This window comes from Pseudomonas fluorescens (assembly GCF_900215245.1).
Taxonomy (GTDB): domain Bacteria; phylum Pseudomonadota; class Gammaproteobacteria; order Pseudomonadales; family Pseudomonadaceae; genus Aquipseudomonas; species Aquipseudomonas fluorescens.
On record NZ_LT907842.1, the window covers coordinates 1,713,806 to 1,732,550 of the forward strand.

Here is an 18,745-nt window from a genome sequence, read left to right on the forward strand (position 1 = left end):
GGCCAAAGAGTCCCAAAAAGGGAACGATAGGTCCCTTTTTGGGAACGATCAAGTTTTAAGCGGTTGGGGTACAGGAAACCATCAATCAGCAAATACTCGATTCGAGCCGAATGAAGATCAAAATGTGGGAGCGGGCTTGCTCGCGAATACGGTGGGTCAGTCAGCACATCTACAACTGATCCACCGTATTCGCGAGCAAGCCCGCTCCCACATTTGTTCGGTGGTGCCTGTTAAGTAGCGGTCCTAAACAGGGAACGACCAGCCCCTATTTGGGACCGTTTTAACCTGCCGCCGCCGGGCTGACTTGCTCCAGCGCTTTATCGACCAGCAACTGGCCCAACTCGGCCATTTGCTGAATGCCGAGCATGATTGCGCGCTGGGACGTATTCAGGTCAAAGGCCAGGTTGCAGGTCATAGCGTTCAGCGAGGACAGGGTTTCGCTGGCGTTGACCAATAGGGCTTCGGTGTTTTGGTGAGGGTTTACAGTGAAAACACTAGCGGGTGGATTTGGGGTAGGTTTGATCATGATGAAACTCCTAAACAGTTAGTAAGGAGCGCCACCGTTCGCTTGCACGCGAATGAGGGTGGCGACCGTGCGCAGGTGTGCAAGACCGGGCCTGTTCAGGACACCCAGCAGGTCCGAAGACCTCCTGCGCGCAGCCGCCATAAAGCAGCGAGCACAAAAAACGCCCGTGGTTGGCTGGGCGTCTGTACGCCTAAACAGTTTCGTCGGACTTGCACGTCCGTGTCACCGTTTTTTCGATGACGAACGAAGACTAGCCGCCATCACTACCCACAACAAGTTCATGCACCGCCCGAAATCTTGCAGGAAAAATCCGAACACTGGCCCATCACAAAGCCATCATCACCTTGACCGTCCCCAAGCCCTCCAGTGCATAGCTATGGTACTCATACACACGCCCCCGAATAATCAGATGCAGTGCACCGCCCTCATCACGCGCTTGGACATCGGGCTCTTGGGTTTTCAGAAACGCATGTGCAGACACTAAGGCGGCGAGTATTTCCTGATCACTCCCCAAATCCTCATGGACGTAGTATCTGTAGGAAAACCCCACCGTCGCCCCCCCCTGGCCGTCGCGCGCACCATAGATCGAAGTGCCGTTGCCCAAGGAATGCTTCAAAACCACTTCATCCAGAACCGGTGTTCCGGGCGACAGTATCCAACTGCCGCCGATATAGATCAGGCAGACCACAAGCAGGCAATTACGCAGAAACGGTATGAGGCGCTTAGTGGCCTTGCGAAATTGCATATTCAATACCTTTTCTTATCCAATATTGGTCCCGTGGGTCATCACCAAAAGGCTCACCGCCCCACCATGTTCCAAAATCCGGAAGGGTGGTTTTTGCGACGGTTTGAGCCACACCAGCAGCTCGCAACAACACATGCTCGGGAATGCCCAGCACCGTACCCGTAGCGCCGTAATTGAAGTTACCAAAAGCCTCATACTCGCGCCCTCGCTTCTTGTAGTTCCATGGGCCAGCAGCCCTGACCTGAGAATAAAACCAAGAATAAGCGAATGCCGAGCCCGGCTTGAGATGAGTGCGTTTGCAACGAGATATCGCCATGTTTTCAAAAATTGAAACACCGGGCGGCATTAACGGTACGGCCATTTGCAGATCCTTGCAGGCAATGAGGAGCGCAGAAGCTAGCCACTCCACACAGGCCTGAAAACCCGCTTAATCCAAATGCAGAACTCGCCTACAGCAACTCCATCCCATTCCGACATGTGAGCGGTCAGTCCGCATCATTAGCCGATCCGAAATGGTGAAAAGGTACGATCATCAACAACAATTTTTTAGTCACGAAAACGCTAACGCGCGATTGAACACAATTCAGTGTGGGAGCTGGCTTGCCTGCGATAGCGGTGGGTCAGTTGTTGATGCAGTGACTGACAAGCCGCTATCGCAGGCAAGCCAGCTCCCACAGTGGATCTTCACAAGGCTAATCGTCAGGCCAGGCCGGACTCGACCAACAGCGCTTCCAGCCCCATCAGGTCAGGCACTTTCGCCACATGCTCGCCCACCTGCACCGCCGCCAGTTCCAGTGGGCACAGCGGCACATCCACGTAACTCAACTGGCTATCGAGTTTGTACGAGCGGGGAATCCCCTGAATCACCATCGCAATAAACTTCAACGTTGGCCGCCCGCCGAGCGCGTTCAACACCACAATTCGCGAACGCTCGCCGGTCACGCTGGCCTCACCGCACACCGCTTCAAAGCTGATCAACGGCAACTGCCGGTCGCGCCAGGTCACTTGCCGCAGGTACCACGGCGGCGCATCGCTGGCCGGTTCGCCGCGTTGGAAGTCGATCAGCTCGGCGATGGCGACGTTGGGCAGCACCAGGTGGCGGTCGGCCAGGGGCAACAGCAGGCCGGTGAGTTGGCTGGTGCGGTGGTCAAGCATGGGACTTGCTCCAGTAGGCGATGCTTTCCAGCAGCACCGACTCTTGGTACGGCTTGCCGAGGTAGTCATTGACGCCAATGGCCATGGCGCGGTCGCGGTGTTTTTGGCCGGTGCGCGAGGTGATCATGATGATCGGCAGGCGCATCAGCCGTGGGTCGTTGCGCACTTGGATGGCCACTTCGAAGCCGTCCATGCGCGGCATTTCGATGTCGAGCAACATCAGGTCCGGGGTGTGTTCTTCGAGCAGGGCGATGGCGTCGATCCCGTCTTTGGCCGTGAGTACGTTCATGCCGTTACGCTCCAGCAGGCGGCTGGTGACTTTGCGCACCGTGACCGAATCGTCCACGACCAGCACCAGCAGCGGGCGCTTTTTCAACGGGTCGTTGAGCACCAGCGCGGCGTCGACCGACCGGGCCGGCAAGGCCGGTTGCCGGGCACGGATGTGCGCGAGCAAATCGATGATCAACACCACGCGGCCATCGCCCAGAATGGTCGCCCCGGACAGCCCCTGCACGCCCGCAAATTGCGGCCCCAGGCCCTTGACGACGATCTCTCGCGTACCGGCCATGGCATCCACATGCACCGCCACGCGCCGTTCGTTGCATTGCACCAACAGCACCGGCACCGGCTGGTACTGGCCCAGCAATTTCGGCCGGGCGACGGTGTGCAGCAGGTCACCCAGGTAGAACAACTCGTAGCGCTGGCCGGCGTATTCATAACGCGGCGGGTCTTGTTGATAGTGCCCCGCCAGCTCGTGGGGCAGGACGCGCACCAGGCCTTCAATGGTGTTGAGCGGAATCGCGTATTGATCGTCCGCGCATTGCACCATCAGTGCGCGGTTGACCGACACCGTAAACGGCAGGCGAATGCGAAAGTGCACGCCCTCGCCCGGCCTCGAATCAATCACCATCGAGCCACCAAGTTGGCGCACTTCTTCGTGCACCACGTCCATGCCCACGCCCCGCCCGGAAATCTGCGTGATCTTTTCCGCCGTGGAGAACCCCGGTTGCAGGATGAACTGCAATACGTCGCGGTCGCTCATCTCTTGATGAGGGCTGAGCAACCCCCGCTTGATTGCCTTGCGCCGCACCGCCTCCAGTGGCACCCCGGCGCCGTCGTCGCGCATGTCGAAGACGATATCGCCGCCTTCGTGGGTCAGGTCCAGGCTGATGCGGCCCCTCGCAGGCTTACCGGCCAGCAACCGTGCCTCGCGCGATTCCTGGCCATGGTCCACGGCATTGCGCAGCATATGTTCCAGCGGCGCCACCATGCGTTCCAGCACGTTGCGGTCCATCTCGCCTTCGGCATTGCCGACCACAAACTCGACGTCCTTGCCCAACTCTTCCGCCACCTGGCGCACGATGCGCTTGAGGCGCGGCAACATGCGTTCAAACGGCACCATGCGCGTGCGCATCAGGCCTTCTTGCAACTCGGTGTTGATGCGCGCCTGCTGTTGCAACAGGTTGTGCGCATCCTGGTTGCGGCGGTCCAGCGTTTCCTTGAGGTCCAACAGGTCGGAGGCCGACTCGGAGAGCGCGCGCGACAGCTGCTGCAACTGCGAATGGCGGTCCATTTCCAGCGGGTCAAATTCTTCATAACCCAGGCGCTCGGCCTCGGCCTGCTGGCGGCTGAGGATGCGGCCCTGGGTTTCGGTGTCGAGACGGCGCAGTTGGTCGCGCATGCGTTCAATGGTGGTTTCGACTTCATTGAGCGCGGTGCGCGCATCGTTGACTTGCTGCTCGATACGGCCACGGAAGATCGAGGTTTCACCGGCCAGGTTGACCAGGTCATCCAGCAAATCGGCGGAGATTTTCACCATGTCCGCCGCCGGGTCGACCGCCGCTTCCGCCTTGCCCGTCGGCAATGCCACAGGCAACACCGGCTCATCACTAGGGTGCACCAGGCTTTTGATGCGCTCGATGAGCTTGTCCACCGAACCGACCGGCAAGCCGTCCGCCACCGCATCGATCATCTGCGCCAGGCGGTCATGGCAGCCCTGCAGCAACGCGAAGAGTTCAGGAGACGGGGCCAGCAAACCGGCGGACAGCCCTTCGTAGAGAAACTCCAGTTCATGGGCCAAATCGCCAATCGGCCCGATCTCGACCATGCGCGCGCCCCCTTTGAGGGTGTGCAGGTCGCGCAGCAGGGTTTCCACCTCCTGGCGATTGTTCGGCTCGGCCTGCCAGCGCAGCAACGCGCTGCTTGAGCTGTCGAGAATATCGGCAGCTTCTTCAAGGAAGATATCCAGCAGCTCGGGGTCAGCTGCCGCTTCGGGCGCTGCGACCGGGGTGGCTGGCGTGCTGCTGTGGCGTAACTCGCGCAGCTCGGCGATCAAGTCGCTGGAGTCGCTCAGGGGTTGGTGGTCTTGCAGTTGCTCCAGCTGCAAGGCCAGCCGTTCATGGCTGGCCATCAGCACATGGGAGAGTTCCGGGGAGTAGCTGTAGCGGCGGTCCACCAAGCCTTCGTACAGGCTTTCCAGCTCATGGGCCAGGTCGCCAATGGGCCCGATCTCGGCCATGCGCGCGCCGCCTTTGAGGGTGTGCAAATCCCGTTGCAGCGACGACAGCGGTGCCGCGCTGTCGGGCTCCAGCAACCAGCGTTTAAGCGACTGCCCGGCGCTGTCGAGGATATCCACCGCCTCTTCCAGGAAGATCTCGACAATCTCGTCGTCCATCGCCGTGTCCTGGCCCAACTGTGCCGTGGCGGCGCCCAGTTCCGAGATGCTCAGGGCGCGGCTGCCGTCGCTTTTGATCAGGCCGGTGGCGGACGGGTCGAGGGCGTCATCGAGCAATTCGCGCAGCGCTTGTACCCGCGCCGGCGCCGGGCTGATTTCCTGGCCGGCGGCCAACTGGTCGAGCATGTTGATCAACGCTTCATGGGCCTGTTCGGCCTCATGGAAAAACCGCTCGCTGACCGCAAGGCTGCTTTCTTCCACGGCACCATACAGATCGAGCAAGGCCTCGCACAGCGCGTCAATCGCGTGCAGGTCGGCGATGTGCGCGCCTTCACCCAGGGTGGTCAATTCGTCCAGCAGCGCGGTCAGTTCCTGACGCTCGCCGGGGTGTTGTTGCCAACGGCGCAGCAGGCTTTCGGCATCCAGCAGGATATCCATGCCCTGGGCCAGGAAGTTGGTAATCAACTGCGGGTCGCGCTTGATACGCAGGCCCGTGTTGGGCGCATCGAGCAGGGCTTCGAGCTGCTGGTCAAGCAGGCTTTGGGTACGGCTGATCAGGTCTGGCGCACCCTCGATCGGCACGAGCGGATCGCTGTCCAGTTGACGCAACCCGCGTTGAAACAAACCTTCCGCTTCCAGCAACAACTCCACTTCATCCAGGTCCAGCGGCAGGCGGTGGGCCTTGTATTCGCGGGTCAGGTGATCAAGCGGCCGTGCCAGTTCGGCAATTGGCAGTACGCCGGCCATGTAGGCACTGCCCTTGAGGGTGTGCAGGGCGCGTTGCAATTCATCGCTGACCTGCAGCGGCACGTGTTCGGCGGCTTGTTGCAGGAAGTGGTTGAGGCTTTCCAGGTGGCTCTGGGCTTCGTTGCGGAAAATCTCCAGCAGCATCGGGTCGTGGGGTTCTGCGGCCGATACAGTGCCGCTGGCCAGCGCGTGGGCACGCGCGGCCAAGGCGTCGACTTCATCGCGTTGGCGCTGGTCATCAGTGGCGAAGTCGGCAATTAATTCCGGCAGCAGGGCCACGGCGTCATCCAGCACCTGTTGAATATCGGGGCCGAGGGTAACGCTGCGTTCGAGCACGCGGTTAAGCAGGTTTTCCAACGCCCAGGCCAACTCGGCCAACACCAGGGCGCGGACCATACGGCCGCTGCCTTTCAAGGTGTGAAACGCGCGGCGCATCTCAGCTTGGGCGGTTTTGTCCGCGCTGTTCGGCAAGTAACGGTGCAGCACTTCGAGGACTTCGTCGGTTTCTTCAAGGAAGACTTCGCGCAGCTCGTCGTCGATGGGTTCCTCACCGTCCGGCGGTGGCTGCAGGCTGCCCGGGCGTTTCAGTGCCGGCGGGTTCAGGCGTGAGGTCGGGCTGGCCAATGCGTCGAACTGGGATTGGCTCGGCGCAACCTCGGTCGACAGTGCGCCATCCGGCGCGACCAGCGCCTGCCGCCAGGGTTTTTCGGCGGGCAGGTAGCCGAGTGCGGCCAGGCCCTGGGTGGCCAGTTCCAGCACGCGTTCGCCCGCAGCGTCGGCATCCTGGAGCATGCGTTCCAGGTAGTACTCCAGGCTGCTGATCACGTCTGCAAAATGCGCCAGCTGTGCCTCGCAGGGCATGGCCTCATTCACCATCAGCTGTTCGCCGACGTAATCGGTACAGCCGCGCATCAGGCTCGCCGCGCGCGGCAGCGGAATCATCGCCAGAGCCCCACGCACCTGGCTGAGCAGCTCGGGCAGAGACTCCAGGCGCTGGCGATCCCAGTCGGCTTCAACGCAGTCAATCACCAGCTCTTTGGCTTGCTTGAGGCACTGGCAGGATTCGCGGATAACCAGTTGATGAATCTGGGTCAGGTCAGTGGTGGGCAGGCGGCTTTCTTCGCGGTTTTCCGGTTCGACGGTGCCGACCATGCCCGCCAGCGTGGCCTCGACATACAGCAAGGCCCCGGCGACATCCATCAGCACCGCATCATTGGGTTCGCGGTGGCCCTGGACCAGGCCAAGCACCACGGCAAGCTGGTCGATGATGACTTTGCGCGGCTGGCCGAAGCCCAGTACCGCCAAGGTGTCGGCGATCTGCCGCAGCGGCGCCAGCAAGGCATCGAGGTCGCTGGTGTGTTGCCGGTCACTGCGCACGAACAGATCCAGGCGCTCCTTGACCCGCACCAGTTCCTCACATAACGCGCCAAGCACCGACCCCATGGCATTGCGATCCGGCCCGGCCAGGCGCGCGCGCTCGGCATCCACCACGGCGCTGTCGGGCAAGGCTTCATCCAGCCCGTAGCGTTCCTTGAGGCTTTGCATGCGCGGCGTCGGCCGGGTGACCTTGGCGACGTAGAACAGCAGGCTCTTGAGCAACTCATCCGGCGCCGGTTGGTTGATGCCGCCGATGCCCTGGGCCAGCAGGCGCTTGAGTTGCTTGTCGCTGGCTTTGAGCAAACTGCGCAGCGCCGGGCTGTTGGCGATGACGCCGGTGAGCATGCCTTCCACCAGCGCCGAGGTGACTTGCCACAATGGCAGCAGCGGCGCGCCTTGGCACAGGGCTTCGAGGCGGGCGAAGACCCGCGCCATATCTTCCAGGTTGCTTGGGCCATGGTCTTCACGCAGCAGCCCGGCCAACGCCTGGAGCAGAAGCTGGTGCCACTGGCGCAGTTGCTCGTGAAGGTCAGGCAGCGCACGCTGGGCCAGGGCCTCATCGGGCAACGGCGCAATCGACAGCAGTTGCGGGCTGAACAGGCTGGTCTCCGACAGCAGGCCTTCGCCGCGTGCGCTGCGCAGGTCATTGAGCAGCGGCAACACCACCAGCGGCAAATCGCGGCGGGCGCTGTGCACACGGTCAAGGTACAGCGGCAGCTGGCTAAGCGCCTGTTGCAGCAGACGGATGCTTTCATCGCGCTGGCTGACGCGCTCGCCTTGCAATGCCAGCGCCAGCTCTTCGATTTCTTCCGCCAGCAGGGCCGCGCCGTAAAACTCGACCATTTGCAACGCACCATGCACCTGGTGAATGCACGCAAGGCACTCGCCGATGGCGTCGCTGTCGTGGGTTTCGACAAACGTGTCCAGCGCCGAACGGGCCTGTTTCAGGGTTTCGGCAATGTCGCCCTTGACCCATTCGAGGGCCACGTAGTCGTGCCGATCAACCATAACTGCTCCGCTTAGAATTCATGGACTGCGTGTGTTGCCGAGAACAATGGAGATCCACTGTGGGAGCTGGCTTGCCTGCGATGGCGGTGGGTCAGCTGTAGATGTATCAACTGAAAGCCCGCTATTGCAGGCAAGCCAGCTCCCACATTTGGAATGTGGTGTTCTCCAGATAACATTTCAATCGTCTACCTGTTTAGGCGGTGGCAAGGTGAAGCCCGACACCGACCTGCGCAACTGGCTGGCCATCTTCGCCAGGTTGCCGATACTTTCGGCGGTGGCGGTCGAGCCGGATGACGTCTGCGTGGTGATTTGCTGGATCACGTTCATCGTCAGGGAAATCTGCCCGGCGGACGACGTCTGCTGCTGCGCCGCATTGGAAATACTCTGAATCAACGCCGCGAGGGTTTTCGACACGCCTTCGATCTCCTCCAGCGCCACCCCGGCGTCCTGGGCCAAGCGCGCGCCGCGCACCACTTCGGTGGTGGTCTGTTCCATGGAAATAACGGCTTCATTGGTGTCGGTCTGAATCGCCCGCACCAGCGTTTCGATTTGCCGGGTGGCGGCGGATGAACGCTCGGCCAGCCGTTGCACTTCATCGGCCACCACCGCAAAACCACGCCCGGCGTCGCCGGCCATGCTGGCCTGGATCGCCGCGTTGAGGGCGAGGATATTGGTCTGGTCGGCAATGTCATCGATCAGGCTGACGATATCGCCAATCTCCTGGGAAGATTCGCCCAGGCGTTTGATGCGTTTGGCGGTGTCCTGGATCTGCTCGCGAATGTTGTCCATGCCGTGGATGGTGTTGTGCACCACCTCGTTGCCCTTGTTGGCAATTTCCACCGAACGCTCCGCCACCGCCGAGGACTCCGCCGCGTTGGCCGACACCTGATCGATGGACTGGGCCATCTGGTTGATCGCGGTGGACGCTTCGGCGATCTGCTGGGCCTGATGCTCCGAGGCCTGGGCCAGATGCATGGCGGTGGCCTGAGTCTCTTGCACCGCGCCGGCAACTTGCCCGGCGGTTAAGTTGATCGTCGCCACCAGATCGCGCAGTTGGTCCACCGAATAGTTGATGGAGTCGGCGATAGTGCCGGTGAAGTCTTCGGTCACTGAGGCGGTCACCGTGAGGTCGCCATCGGCCAGGTCTTCGATTTCGTCGAGCAGGCGCATGATCGCGTTCTGGTTGCGCTCGTTCTTTTCGGCGGTCTCATGCAGTTGGCGGTTGGTTTCGCGCACCATTACCAGGCCGATCAGGATGATCGAGGCCAGCGCCAACAGGCCCAGCACATAGCCGCCGATGGTGTCGAAGCTGCGCCCGCTGGCGAGGTTTTCAAACCCGGTGGCCAGGTGCGAGGCTTCATCAAGCAGGGTTTGCGACAGGTTGAAAATATTGCTCGCCGACGCACGCACCTGGAACAGCTGCGGCGAGGTTTCGAGGATCTCATCCACAGAGCCGGAGACGAACTCGAACAGCTCGGCGATTTCCGCCAGGCGCGCACGGGCGTCGTGGTCTTCAACCTGGGTAATGCGCAGGCCCGGGTTGCCGTTGAGCATGCCGTTGAGCACCAGGCCGAAGCGGTTGGCATCGCGACCAAACGCGTCGGCGGCCTGCACGGCGGTTTCGTCGCCGGCCAGCACGGTGTTGACGGCGCCCAGGATGCGTTCGGCCAGCAGCGACTGGCGCTGGGCCAATGCCACCTGGCTCGCCGGGGCGCCGCGTTGCAGCAAGATATCGACGACCTTTTCCGACTCCATCTGCAATTGCGGCACCGTTTCGGCCAGGGTCGCGGCCACCTGGTGCAACGACAACACCGTCTGCTCGCTGGCGAGGATGGCGTCGGTGTTTTTCAGCAGCGCTTCCCAGTCCGTCTGCACGGCGCGCATCTCGGCGCGTACCGCACTGGGCGCCGCCGGCAGGCCGGTCTCGGCGTCACCTTTTTTCAGGTAGCCCCAGCGCTGGGCGAAGTCGTTGCGCGCGTCGCTCAGCAGCTTGAACGCAGCGGCTTTGCCGGCGGCGGCTTCGGTGGCATTTTTGGCGATGCGCTGGGACAGCACGCGCAGCTCACCGGCGTGGCCGATGTACTGTTTGTCGTAGGTGGACTGGGTGTTGAGGTACGCAAAATTGGCGAACAACAGCATGATGAACACGATCAGTGCGATAAACAGCACGATGATCTGCGAACGGCTGCGCGACGCGGCTTGCGGTTTGGGAGTGGTAGCGGTGGTCATGCGGCAACATCCATGAAGCCTGGGGCCTGGGCCAAAGCGAAGGGGCTGAAGACCTGCCAGAGCTGGTCGCTGTCGAACTGGCCCTGGATAAACGGCACGCCGGAAGTGGCGCCCGTCAACAAGGCGTCTTGTGCGAAATGCTGCATGCCCACCACCTCATCTACCAGCAGCCCGACAAACAAGTCGTTGAATTCCACCACCAGCACTCGCCGTTGCTTGCGCGCCTTGGACAGGTCCATGCCGAGAAACCCGCCCAGGTCCATCACCGGCAGCAAGCGCCCGCGCAGGTTGGCCACGCCCTTGACCCAGGGTTTAACCCCCGGCATCAAGGTGCAGCGCGGTTCGTGCAACACCTCGGCGACTTCGCCCATCGGCGCCACATACCAATGCGGCCCCAGGCGAAAGCCGATCCCGCTCCAACGTTGCAGGCGGGTTTCCTGGGACGGCAGGTCAGCGGCCAACAGGCGGCAGCGGCGGTCGATGTCCAGCAGCAGTTCGAAGGCGGTTTGCGACTCGGTCATGGGAGCTTGGGTTTAAGCACCGCGTTGAGGGTCTTGATCAGGGTCTCTTCATCAACAGGCTTGGTCAGGTAGTCCTTGGCGCCCTGGCGCGCGCCCCAGATCTTGTCGGTTTCCTGATCCTTGGTGGTGATGATGATGATCGGGATGGCGTTGGTTTCCGGTTCCTTGGACAGCTGGCGCGTTGCCTGGAAGCCATTGAGGCCCGGCATCACGATGTCCATAAGGACCGCATCGGGTTTTTCCTGACGGGCAAGCGCCACGCCGTCAGCGCCATTTTCGGCCTTGAGGACCTGATGGCCATGCTTTTCCAGCATGCCGGTCAGTTTGTACATTTCAGTCGGCGAATCGTCGACGATCAGAACGCGTGCCATGGTTTTCCCCACTACATTGGTCGGCGCCTGCCCTTGTGAGGCGGCGTCAGTGTGCTTGTTCTACTGCGGCGAACCCTGGCACATAGGCCTTGATCGCACTCAGCAGTTCTTCCTTGCTGAAAGGCTTGGTCAAAAACTGATCGACACCAACGATGCGCCCCTTGGCCTTGTCGAACAGGCCGTCCTTGGAGGACAGCATGATCACCGGGATCGACTTGAACGCCGGATTATTCTTCACCAGGGCGCAGGTCTGATAGCCATCCAGGCGCGGCATCATGATGTCGACAAAGATAATGTGCGGGTGGTGATCAACAATCCGGGCCAATGCATCGAAACCGTCGATGGCCGTGATGACATCGCACCCCACGTTCTTCAACAGCGTCTCGGCGGTACGGCGGATCGTTTTCGAATCGTCGATCACCATCACTTTCAAGGCGTTGGAATGCTGTTCCATATCTGCTCTACCATCGCCACAGCGAATCGGTTTTCGGTGTGTACTGCCTGATGTTGCACAGGATGAGCGCCGCAAGCCTTGGAATTCAAGGGCTGCTGCGCCGTGCCAGTCTTTTTAGCACAGTCTCCGGGCGCAATCTATCGAGCAACCGGCCAGGTGGTTTTTCCTTGACCCACAACAGCCGCAGCGCCACTCTGACGCCACTTTTATGCGCCCTAATTTGCTAGAGGAAATCCCCCATGAGCGTTCGCGTCGGCATTGTCATGGACCCTATCGCCAGCATTTCCTATAAAAAGGACAGCTCGCTGGCCATGCTCCTGGCCGCCCAGGCCCGCGGCTGGACCCTGTTCTATATGGAGCAGCGCGACCTTTATCAGGGCGACGGCGAGGCCCGTGCACGCATGCGCCCGCTGCAGGTGTTTGCCAACCCGGAAAAGTGGTTTGAGCTTGCGGATGAAATCGACAGCCCCTTGAGCGACCTGGACGTGATCCTGATGCGCAAGGACCCGCCGTTCGACATGGAATTCGTCTATTCCACCTACCTGCTGGAGCAGGCTGAGCGCGCCGGCGTGTTGATCGTCAACAAGCCGCAAAGCCTGCGCGACTGCAATGAAAAGCTGTTCGCCACGCTGTTCCCGCAGTGCACCCCACCTACCGTGGTCAGCCGCCGCGCCGATGTGCTGCGTGAATTCGCCGCCAAACATGGCGATGTAATCCTCAAGCCGCTGGACGGCATGGGCGGCACCTCGATCTTCCGTCACCGTGCAGGCGACCCGAACCTGTCGGTCATCCTGGAAACCCTGACCGCGCTGGGCACCCAGCAGATCATGGGCCAGGCGTACCTGCCGGCGATCAAGGACGGCGACAAGCGCATCCTGATGATCGACGGCGAGCCGGTGGATTATTGCCTGGCGCGTATTCCGGCGGCGGGTGAAACCCGTGGCAACCTGGCGGCGGGGGGGCGTGGTGAAGCTCGGCCGTTGTCGGACAAAGACCGTTGGATCGCCGCCCAGGTTGGCCCAACCCTGCGCGAGAAAGGCCTGCTGTTTGTGGGGCTTGACGTTATTGGTGAGAACCTCACCGAAATCAACGTCACCAGCCCGACCTGTATTCGCGAGATCGACAACGCATTTGGCACGAACATCGGCGAAATGCTGATGGCGGCCATTGAGCGCAAGCTACAAGCCAAGTGACATAGAACAGCCGGACACACACCAACATTGCGTTATCATGCGCCACCTGTGAAACGCGCGATGTTGGTTTTTTTGTCATGACACTCCCGTCCGATCTGCCCTCCGAACTCTCCCATAGCGGCGTGCGCCCGGCTGATCGGCTCGGATTTACCCTGTTCCTGGCGGCCTTGATTCACCTCGCCTTGCTGCTCGGCCTGGGCTTCAGCTTTGTCGAACCCAAGCAGATCACCAAAACCCTGGAAATCACCCTCGCCACGTTCAAGAGCGAAAAGAAGCCGGAGAAGGCCGATTTTCTCGCTCAGGACAACCAGCAGGGCAGCGGCACCCTCGACAAGAAAGCCGTGCCCAAGACCACTGAAGTGGCGCCGTTTCAGGACAACACGGTCAATAAAGTCACCCCACCGCCGTCGCCCAAGCCCGAAGTCAAGCAAGCCGCGCCCAAGGCAGCGGTGACCACCGTCGCGCCCAAACCGCAAAAAGCGCCGACCCAACGCGAAAAAGCCAAGACCGAACCACAGCCCGAACCGGTGAAACCGGCGCCGACGTTTGACAGTTCACAACTCTCCGACCAAATCTCCAGCCTCGAAGCCGAACTGGCCAACGAACAACAGCTGTACGCCAAGCGCCCCCGTATCTACCGCCTGAATGCGGCCTCGACCATGCGCGACAAAGGCGCCTGGTATAAGGATGAGTGGCGCAAGAAGGTCGAGCGCATCGGCAACCTCAACTACCCGGATGAAGCTCGGCGCCAGCAGATCTATGGCAATTTGCGCTTATTGGTGTCGATCAACCGCGACGGTTCGCTATATGAAGTGCAGGTGCTGGAGTCATCCGGCCAGCCGCTGCTGGACCAGGCCGCCCAGCGCATCGTGCGCCTGGCCGCGCCTTTCGCACCGTTTACCGGCGACCTGAATGATGTCGACCGCCTGGAAATTATCCGCACCTGGAAGTTTGCCCGGGGTGATCGGCTGTCCAGCAATTGATGACAATTGCCACATCACCCGCATCCCCAGCTTGTCAGTTCGCCCCTCCAACGCCACACTAGCGGACATGAAAAATGTCAGCCCGACCTACCTCAAGCACCAATTCCTGATCGCCATGCCCCATATGGCCGACCCGAACTTTGCGCAGACCTTGACCTATATCGTCGAGCACACGGCCAATGGTGCCATGGGGCTGGTGGTGAACCGCCCGCAAGAACTGAACCTGGCCGACATCCTTGAGCAACTGCGGCCCGAGGTCGACCCGCCGGCCCGTTGCCAGAGCGTGCCGATCTATATCGGCGGGCCGGTACAGACCGATCGCGGTTTTGTGCTGCACCCGACCGGGCCGAAGTTCCAGGCCACGGTCGACCTTGAGGGCGTGTCGCTGTCCACCTCCCAGGACGTACTGTTTGCCATCGCCGACGGCGTGGGGCCTGAGCAAAGCGTGATTACCCTCGGCTACGCCGGTTGGGAAGCCGGGCAACTGGAAGCCGAATTGGCCAGCAATGCCTGGCTGACCTGCCCGTTCGACGCCGACATCCTGTTCAACACCGCCAGCGAACTGCGCCTGGAAGCGGCCGCGGCCAAGCTTCGGGTCAACCTCAGCCTGCTGACCAGCCAGGCGGGGCACGCCTGATGGCCTTGCGTTTGATCCTCGGGTTTGACTACGGCACCAAACAGATCGGCGTGGCGGTCGGCCAGGTCATTACCGGCCAGGCCCGCGAGCTGTGCACCTTGAAAGCCCAGAACGGCGTGCCGGACTGGAACCAGGTCGAAGCCCTGATCAAGGAGTGGAAGCCCGACGCGGTCGTGGTCGGCTTGCCCTTGAACATGGACGGCACCCCCAGCGACATGTGCCTGCGCGCGGAAAAATTCGCCCGCCGCCTCAATGGTCGCTACAACCTGCCCTTCTATACCCACGACGAACGCCTGACCACCTTTGAAGCCAAAGGCGAGCGCCGCGACCGTGGCGGCCAGAAAGGCAGCTACCGCGACAACCCGGTGGACGCCATCGCCGCCGCCTTGCTGTTGCAGGGTTGGCTGGATGAAAACACCGCTTTATTTGAATCCTGACTGACGCGGCTTGCCGCGTCTTTTTACGTTTGAGCCCGGACCTTGTGCGCACCCCTGCCGCGCAAGGCCTTGAAGGAGCCACCATGAGCCTGCCCAATCCCGCCGAACTGATCAGCCAGATGGCGATTCGCCTCAAGGCGCACCTGCAACACCGTGCCATCAGCGAACCGCGCTTTATCGGCATTCGCACCGGCGGTGTGTGGGTGGCCCAAGCGTTATTGGAAGCACTGGGCAGTGATTCGCCGTTGGGCACACTGGACGTATCGTTCTACCGCGACGACTTCAGCCAGAACGGCCTGCACCCGCAAGTGCGTCCTTCGGCCCTGCCGTTCGAAATCGAAGGCCAGCACCTAGTGCTGATCGACGACGTGCTGATGAGCGGCCGCACTATCCGCGCCGCCATGAACGAACTGTTCGACTACGGCCGCCCGGCCAGTGTGACCCTGGTGTGCCTGCTGGACCTGGACGCCGGCGAATTGCCGATCAGCCCGGATGTGGTCGGTGCAACCCTGTCCCTGCAAGCCCACCAGCGGGTAAAATTGTCCGGTCCAACGCCGCTCGAACTCGAACTGCAAGACCTTGCCCTTTAAACCGCCTTGTACAGAGTCCCCGCGATGACGCCTCTAGATGCCAAGCGCCCGCTGCAGCTCAATGCTCAGGGCCAGCTGCAACACTTCTTGTCCCTCGACGGTTTGCCCCGCGAACTGCTGACCGAAATCCTCGACACGGCCGACTCCTTCCTTGAAGTCGGTGGCCGCGCAGTGAAGAAGGTCCCGCTGCTGCGCGGCAAGACCATCTGCAATGTGTTCTTCGAGAACTCTACCCGCACCCGCACCACCTTTGAACTGGCGGCCCAGCGGCTGTCGGCCGACGTCATCACACTGAACGTGTCGACCTCGTCGGCGAGCAAGGGCGAGACCCTGCTCGACACCCTGCGCAACCTGGAAGCCATGGCCGCCGACATGTTCGTGGTCCGCCACGGCGACTCCGGCGCGGCGCACTTCATCGCCGAGCATGTGTGCCCGAACGTGGCAATCATCAATGGCGGCGACGGCCGTCACGCCCACCCGACCCAAGGCATGCTCGACATGCTGACGATCCGTCGGCACAAGGGCGGCTTCGAAAACCTGTCGGTGGCCATCGTCGGCGACATCCTGCATTCGCGGGTCGCCCGCTCAAACATGCTGGCCCTCAAAGCCCTGGGTTGCCCGGACATCCGCGTGATCGCGCCGAAAACCTTGCTGCCGATCGGCATCGAACAGTACGGCGTGAAGGTCTACACCGACATGGCCGCAGGCCTTAAGGATGTGGACGTGGTAATCATGCTGCGCCTGCAACGCGAGCGCATGGCCGGTGGCCTGCTGCCGAGCGAAGGTGAGTTTTACCGCCTGTTCGGCCTGACCACCGCGCGGTTGGCCGGCGCCAAGCCGGACGCCATCGTGATGCACCCAGGCCCGATCAACCGTGGCGTGGAGATTGAGTCGGCGGTGGCCGACGGCGCGCAATCGGTGATTTTGAACCAGGTGACTTACGGCATCGCCGTCCGCATGGCCGTGCTGTCCATGGCCATGAGCGGGCAAACCGCGCAACGTCAATTCGAGCAGGAGAACGCCCAGTGAAGCTCAGCATTCTCGGCGCCCGAGTCATCGATCCGGCCAGCGGCCTGGATCACGTTACCGATCTTCATGTGGAAGCCGGCAAAATCATCGCCATCGGCGCCGCGCCCAGCGGTTTCAGTGCGGTTGAGACCATCGACGCCAAAGGCCTGGTGGCCGCGCCTGGCCTGGTGGACCTGAACGTCGCCCTGCGTGAGCCGGGTTACAGCCGCAAAGGCAGCATCGCCAGCGAAACCCGCGCCGCCGCCGCCGGTGGCGTGACCAGCCTGTGCTGCCCGCCGCACACCAAGCCAATCCTGGACACCTCGGCCGTGACCGAGCTGATCCTCGACCGCGCCCGTGAAGCCGGCAATTGCAAAGTGTTCCCGATCGGCGCCCTGAGCAAAGGCCTGGAAGGCGAACAGCTCGCCGAGCTGATCGCCCTGCGCGACGCCGGCTGTGTGGCGTTCGGCAACGGCCTGGAAAGCTTCCGCAGTACGCGCACCCTGTGTCGCGCCCTGGAATACGCGGCCACGTTCGACCTGACGGTGATTTTTCACTCCCAGGACCGTGACCTGGCCGAAGGCGGCCTGGCCCATGAAGGCGCTGTCGCCAGCTTCCTCGGCCTGCCGGGCATTCCGGAAACCGCTGAAACCGTGGCCCTGGCCCGCGACCTGCTGCTGGTGGAACAAAGCGGCGTGCGTGCGCACTTCAGCCAATTGACCAGCGCGCGGGGCGTGGCCCTGATCGCCCAGGCACAGGCGCGCGGCCTGCCGGTGACGGCGGACGTGGCGTTGTATCAGCTGATTTTGACCGATGAGGCGCTGATCGACTTTTCCAGCCTTTACCACGTGCAGCCGCCGCTGCGCACCTTGGCCGACCGTGAAGGTTTGCGCGCGGCGGTGAAGTCGGGCGTGGTCTCGGCGATCTCCAGCCATCACCAGCCCCACGAGCGGGATGCCAAGCTGGCACCGTTTGGCGCGACAGAACCGGGCATCAGCAGCGTCGAACTGCTGCTGCCCTTGGCAATGACGCTGGTTGAGGATGGCTTGCTCGACCTGCCGACGCTGCTGGCACGCCTGAGCGCCGGCCCGGCCGAAGCCTTGCGCCTGCCGGCGGGCAAGCTGGCGGTGGGCTCAGCGGCGGACCTGGTGCTGTTTGATCCAGCCCGCTCCACGGTTGCCGGCGAACACTGGCTGTCCAAGGGCGAAAACTGCCCGTTCATCGGCCATAGCCTGCCGGCGACGGTGCGATACACCTTGGTGGATGGGCGGATCAGCTACCAGGCCTAAAGCGGGCACGGTAAAAAGTGGGAGGGGGCGTGCGCCCGACGGCGGTGGGTCAGTCAGCTTATCTGTCGCTGACCCACTGCTATCGGGAGCACGCCCCCTCCCACATTTGGTTTTGTAGAGGCCTTGAGAGACTCAGCGCCCGCTATTGCGCTCGGCATTGCGGATCGAAACCTGTGTATTCAGCGTCCAGAAGTCATACAGCACACCGATCAGGAACAACCCACCGGTCAGCAGGTAGATCAGGCCGGTGATCCATTTGCCCTGGTACATACGGTGCAGGCCGAACACCCCCAGGAACGCCAACAGTACCCAGGCCACATTGTATTCGATGGGCCCGGCGGTAAAACGCAGGTCCGCTTCACGGTCCATGGCCGGGATCAGGAACAAGTCGATCAGCCACCCGATACCGAACAGGCCGAAGGTGAAAAACCAGATTGTCCCGGTCACGGGCTTGCCGTAATAGAAGCGATGCGCCCCGGTAAAACCGAAAATCCAGAGCAGGTAGCCAATCACCTTGCTGTGGGTGTCCTGCTGCATCACATCCTGTCGATAGGTGTTCATGGAGTACCTCTTTTGCCTCGATAGATAAATTTTTTCATTTTCTTTGTGACTTTTTTACGGGCGCCCGACGCACGGCAAATGGTATCTTCCCTCCCGCAAAGCCTTATGCCACCTGACCTCTGTAGGACAATAGCGGCAATTCGTCGCGTTTTTCCTGAATTTGACCCCAGGGTTCAGTCGACAAACGGCCTTAGAACGACACAAAAAGCTGTTATAAAGTTGCGCGCAAACCATTAAGAG

General features: G+C 61.6%; 17 protein-coding genes. 7 read left to right on the forward strand and 10 right to left on the reverse strand.

Features of this window, described 5'->3' with window-relative positions:
• Positions 1–280: 280 nt before the first annotated feature.
• From CPH89_RS08090 to pilG, 9 genes are all read right to left on the reverse strand, one after another.
• Complete coding sequence (locus CPH89_RS08090) at positions 281–526, reverse strand: DUF6124 family protein (RefSeq protein ID WP_053258463.1); 246 nt, start codon at positions 524–526, stop codon at positions 281–283.
• A 325-nt stretch (positions 527–851) separates the two neighbouring features.
• Positions 852–1,271: a hypothetical protein gene (locus tag CPH89_RS08095; protein ID WP_053258464.1), complete on the reverse strand. Its 420-nt coding sequence runs from the start codon at positions 1,269–1,271 to the stop codon at positions 852–854.
• The gene (locus CPH89_RS08100) at positions 1,249–1,632 is read right to left on the reverse strand and encodes a polymorphic toxin type 44 domain-containing protein (protein WP_073636742.1); all 384 of its coding nucleotides are present in this window, start codon (positions 1,630–1,632) and stop codon (positions 1,249–1,251) included. The genes CPH89_RS08095 and CPH89_RS08100 overlap by 23 nt, the downstream gene beginning before the upstream one ends.
• Positions 1,633–1,970: 338 nt before the next feature.
• A complete protein-coding gene (locus CPH89_RS08105) occupies positions 1,971–2,426 on the reverse strand; it encodes a chemotaxis protein CheW (protein ID WP_053258465.1) in 456 nt (151 codons plus the stop codon).
• Positions 2,419–8,232, reverse strand: a complete 5,814-nt coding sequence (locus CPH89_RS08110; RefSeq protein ID WP_053258466.1) for an Hpt domain-containing protein — start codon at positions 8,230–8,232, stop codon at positions 2,419–2,421. The genes CPH89_RS08105 and CPH89_RS08110 overlap by 8 nt, the downstream gene beginning before the upstream one ends.
• 177 nt (positions 8,233–8,409) lie before the next feature.
• Positions 8,410–10,461 (reverse strand): methyl-accepting chemotaxis protein, encoded by a 2,052-nt coding sequence (locus CPH89_RS08115; RefSeq protein WP_053258467.1) that lies wholly within the window; start codon positions 10,459–10,461, stop codon positions 8,410–8,412.
• Positions 10,458–10,982, reverse strand: coding sequence for a chemotaxis protein CheW (locus tag CPH89_RS08120; RefSeq protein ID WP_053258468.1), 525 nt, complete (start codon positions 10,980–10,982; stop codon positions 10,458–10,460). The genes CPH89_RS08115 and CPH89_RS08120 overlap by 4 nt, the downstream gene beginning before the upstream one ends.
• Positions 10,979–11,353 carry a twitching motility response regulator PilH gene (pilH, locus tag CPH89_RS08125; RefSeq protein ID WP_053258469.1) on the reverse strand — a complete coding sequence of 125 codons (375 nt, stop codon included), beginning with the start codon at positions 11,351–11,353 and terminating at the stop codon, positions 10,979–10,981. The genes CPH89_RS08120 and pilH overlap by 4 nt, the downstream gene beginning before the upstream one ends.
• Before the next feature lie 46 nt (positions 11,354–11,399).
• Entirely contained in the window at positions 11,400–11,807 is a 408-nt protein-coding gene (gene pilG, locus CPH89_RS08130) for a twitching motility response regulator PilG (protein WP_053258470.1), read from the reverse strand.
• 239 nt (positions 11,808–12,046) lie between these two features.
• Between pilG and gshB the strand changes: the two genes are divergently transcribed.
• From gshB to CPH89_RS08165, 7 genes are all read left to right on the forward strand, one after another.
• On the forward strand, positions 12,047–13,000 hold the full coding sequence (gshB, locus tag CPH89_RS08135) for a glutathione synthase (protein ID WP_016976046.1): 954 nt from the start codon (positions 12,047–12,049) through the stop codon (positions 12,998–13,000).
• A 77-nt stretch (positions 13,001–13,077) separates the two neighbouring features.
• On the forward strand, positions 13,078–13,983 hold the full coding sequence (locus tag CPH89_RS08140) for an energy transducer TonB (RefSeq protein WP_053258471.1): 906 nt from the start codon (positions 13,078–13,080) through the stop codon (positions 13,981–13,983).
• Between the two features lie 67 nt (positions 13,984–14,050).
• Positions 14,051–14,620 carry a YqgE/AlgH family protein gene (locus CPH89_RS08145; protein WP_053258472.1) on the forward strand — a complete coding sequence of 190 codons (570 nt, stop codon included), beginning with the start codon at positions 14,051–14,053 and terminating at the stop codon, positions 14,618–14,620.
• Positions 14,620–15,057, forward strand: a complete 438-nt coding sequence (gene ruvX / locus CPH89_RS08150; protein ID WP_003195067.1) for a Holliday junction resolvase RuvX — start codon at positions 14,620–14,622, stop codon at positions 15,055–15,057. Before CPH89_RS08145 ends, ruvX begins: the two co-directional genes overlap by 1 nt.
• An 83-nt stretch (positions 15,058–15,140) precedes the next feature.
• Positions 15,141–15,647 carry a bifunctional pyr operon transcriptional regulator/uracil phosphoribosyltransferase PyrR gene (gene pyrR, locus CPH89_RS08155; protein WP_053258473.1) on the forward strand — a complete coding sequence of 169 codons (507 nt, stop codon included), beginning with the start codon at positions 15,141–15,143 and terminating at the stop codon, positions 15,645–15,647.
• Between the two features lie 24 nt (positions 15,648–15,671).
• Positions 15,672–16,676 (forward strand): aspartate carbamoyltransferase catalytic subunit, encoded by a 1,005-nt coding sequence (locus CPH89_RS08160; RefSeq protein ID WP_053258474.1) that lies wholly within the window; start codon positions 15,672–15,674, stop codon positions 16,674–16,676.
• Positions 16,673–17,944: a dihydroorotase gene (locus CPH89_RS08165; RefSeq protein ID WP_053258475.1), complete on the forward strand. Its 1,272-nt coding sequence runs from the start codon at positions 16,673–16,675 to the stop codon at positions 17,942–17,944. Before CPH89_RS08160 ends, CPH89_RS08165 begins: the two co-directional genes overlap by 4 nt.
• 132 nt (positions 17,945–18,076) lie before the next feature.
• On the opposite strand, the gene CPH89_RS08170 is transcribed toward CPH89_RS08165, so the two are convergent.
• On the reverse strand, positions 18,077–18,505 hold the full coding sequence (locus CPH89_RS08170; RefSeq protein WP_053258476.1) for an NINE protein: 429 nt from the start codon (positions 18,503–18,505) through the stop codon (positions 18,077–18,079).
• Positions 18,506–18,745 lie beyond the last annotated feature (240 nt).

Bases quoted from the DNA above. Each gene is read 5' to 3' on its own strand.
- CPH89_RS08110 (WP_053258466.1), bottom strand. From the start codon at position 8,232: ATGGTTGATCGGCACGACTACGTGGCCCTCGAATGGGTCAAGGGCGAC.
- CPH89_RS08140 (WP_053258471.1), top strand. From the start codon at position 13,078: ATGACACTCCCGTCCGATCTGCCCTCCGAACTCTCCCATAGCGGCGTG.
- CPH89_RS08115 (WP_053258467.1), bottom strand. From the start codon at position 10,461: ATGACCACCGCTACCACTCCCAAACCGCAAGCCGCGTCGCGCAGCCGT.
- CPH89_RS08100 (WP_073636742.1), bottom strand. From the start codon at position 1,632: ATGGCCGTACCGTTAATGCCGCCCGGTGTTTCAATTTTTGAAAACATG.
- pilH (WP_053258469.1), bottom strand. From the start codon at position 11,353: ATGGCACGCGTTCTGATCGTCGACGATTCGCCGACTGAAATGTACAAA.
- pilG (WP_053258470.1), bottom strand. From the start codon at position 11,807: ATGGAACAGCATTCCAACGCCTTGAAAGTGATGGTGATCGACGATTCG.
- pyrR (WP_053258473.1), top strand. From the start codon at position 15,141: ATGAGCCTGCCCAATCCCGCCGAACTGATCAGCCAGATGGCGATTCGC.
- CPH89_RS08145 (WP_053258472.1), top strand. From the start codon at position 14,051: ATGAAAAATGTCAGCCCGACCTACCTCAAGCACCAATTCCTGATCGCC.
- CPH89_RS08090 (WP_053258463.1), bottom strand. From the start codon at position 526: ATGATCAAACCTACCCCAAATCCACCCGCTAGTGTTTTCACTGTAAAC.
- gshB (WP_016976046.1), top strand. From the start codon at position 12,047: ATGAGCGTTCGCGTCGGCATTGTCATGGACCCTATCGCCAGCATTTCC.
- CPH89_RS08105 (WP_053258465.1), bottom strand. From the start codon at position 2,426: ATGCTTGACCACCGCACCAGCCAACTCACCGGCCTGCTGTTGCCCCTG.
- CPH89_RS08160 (WP_053258474.1), top strand. From the start codon at position 15,672: ATGACGCCTCTAGATGCCAAGCGCCCGCTGCAGCTCAATGCTCAGGGC.
- CPH89_RS08120 (WP_053258468.1), bottom strand. From the start codon at position 10,982: ATGACCGAGTCGCAAACCGCCTTCGAACTGCTGCTGGACATCGACCGC.
- CPH89_RS08095 (WP_053258464.1), bottom strand. From the start codon at position 1,271: ATGCAATTTCGCAAGGCCACTAAGCGCCTCATACCGTTTCTGCGTAAT.
- ruvX (WP_003195067.1), top strand. From the start codon at position 14,620: ATGGCCTTGCGTTTGATCCTCGGGTTTGACTACGGCACCAAACAGATC.
- CPH89_RS08170 (WP_053258476.1), bottom strand. From the start codon at position 18,505: ATGAACACCTATCGACAGGATGTGATGCAGCAGGACACCCACAGCAAG.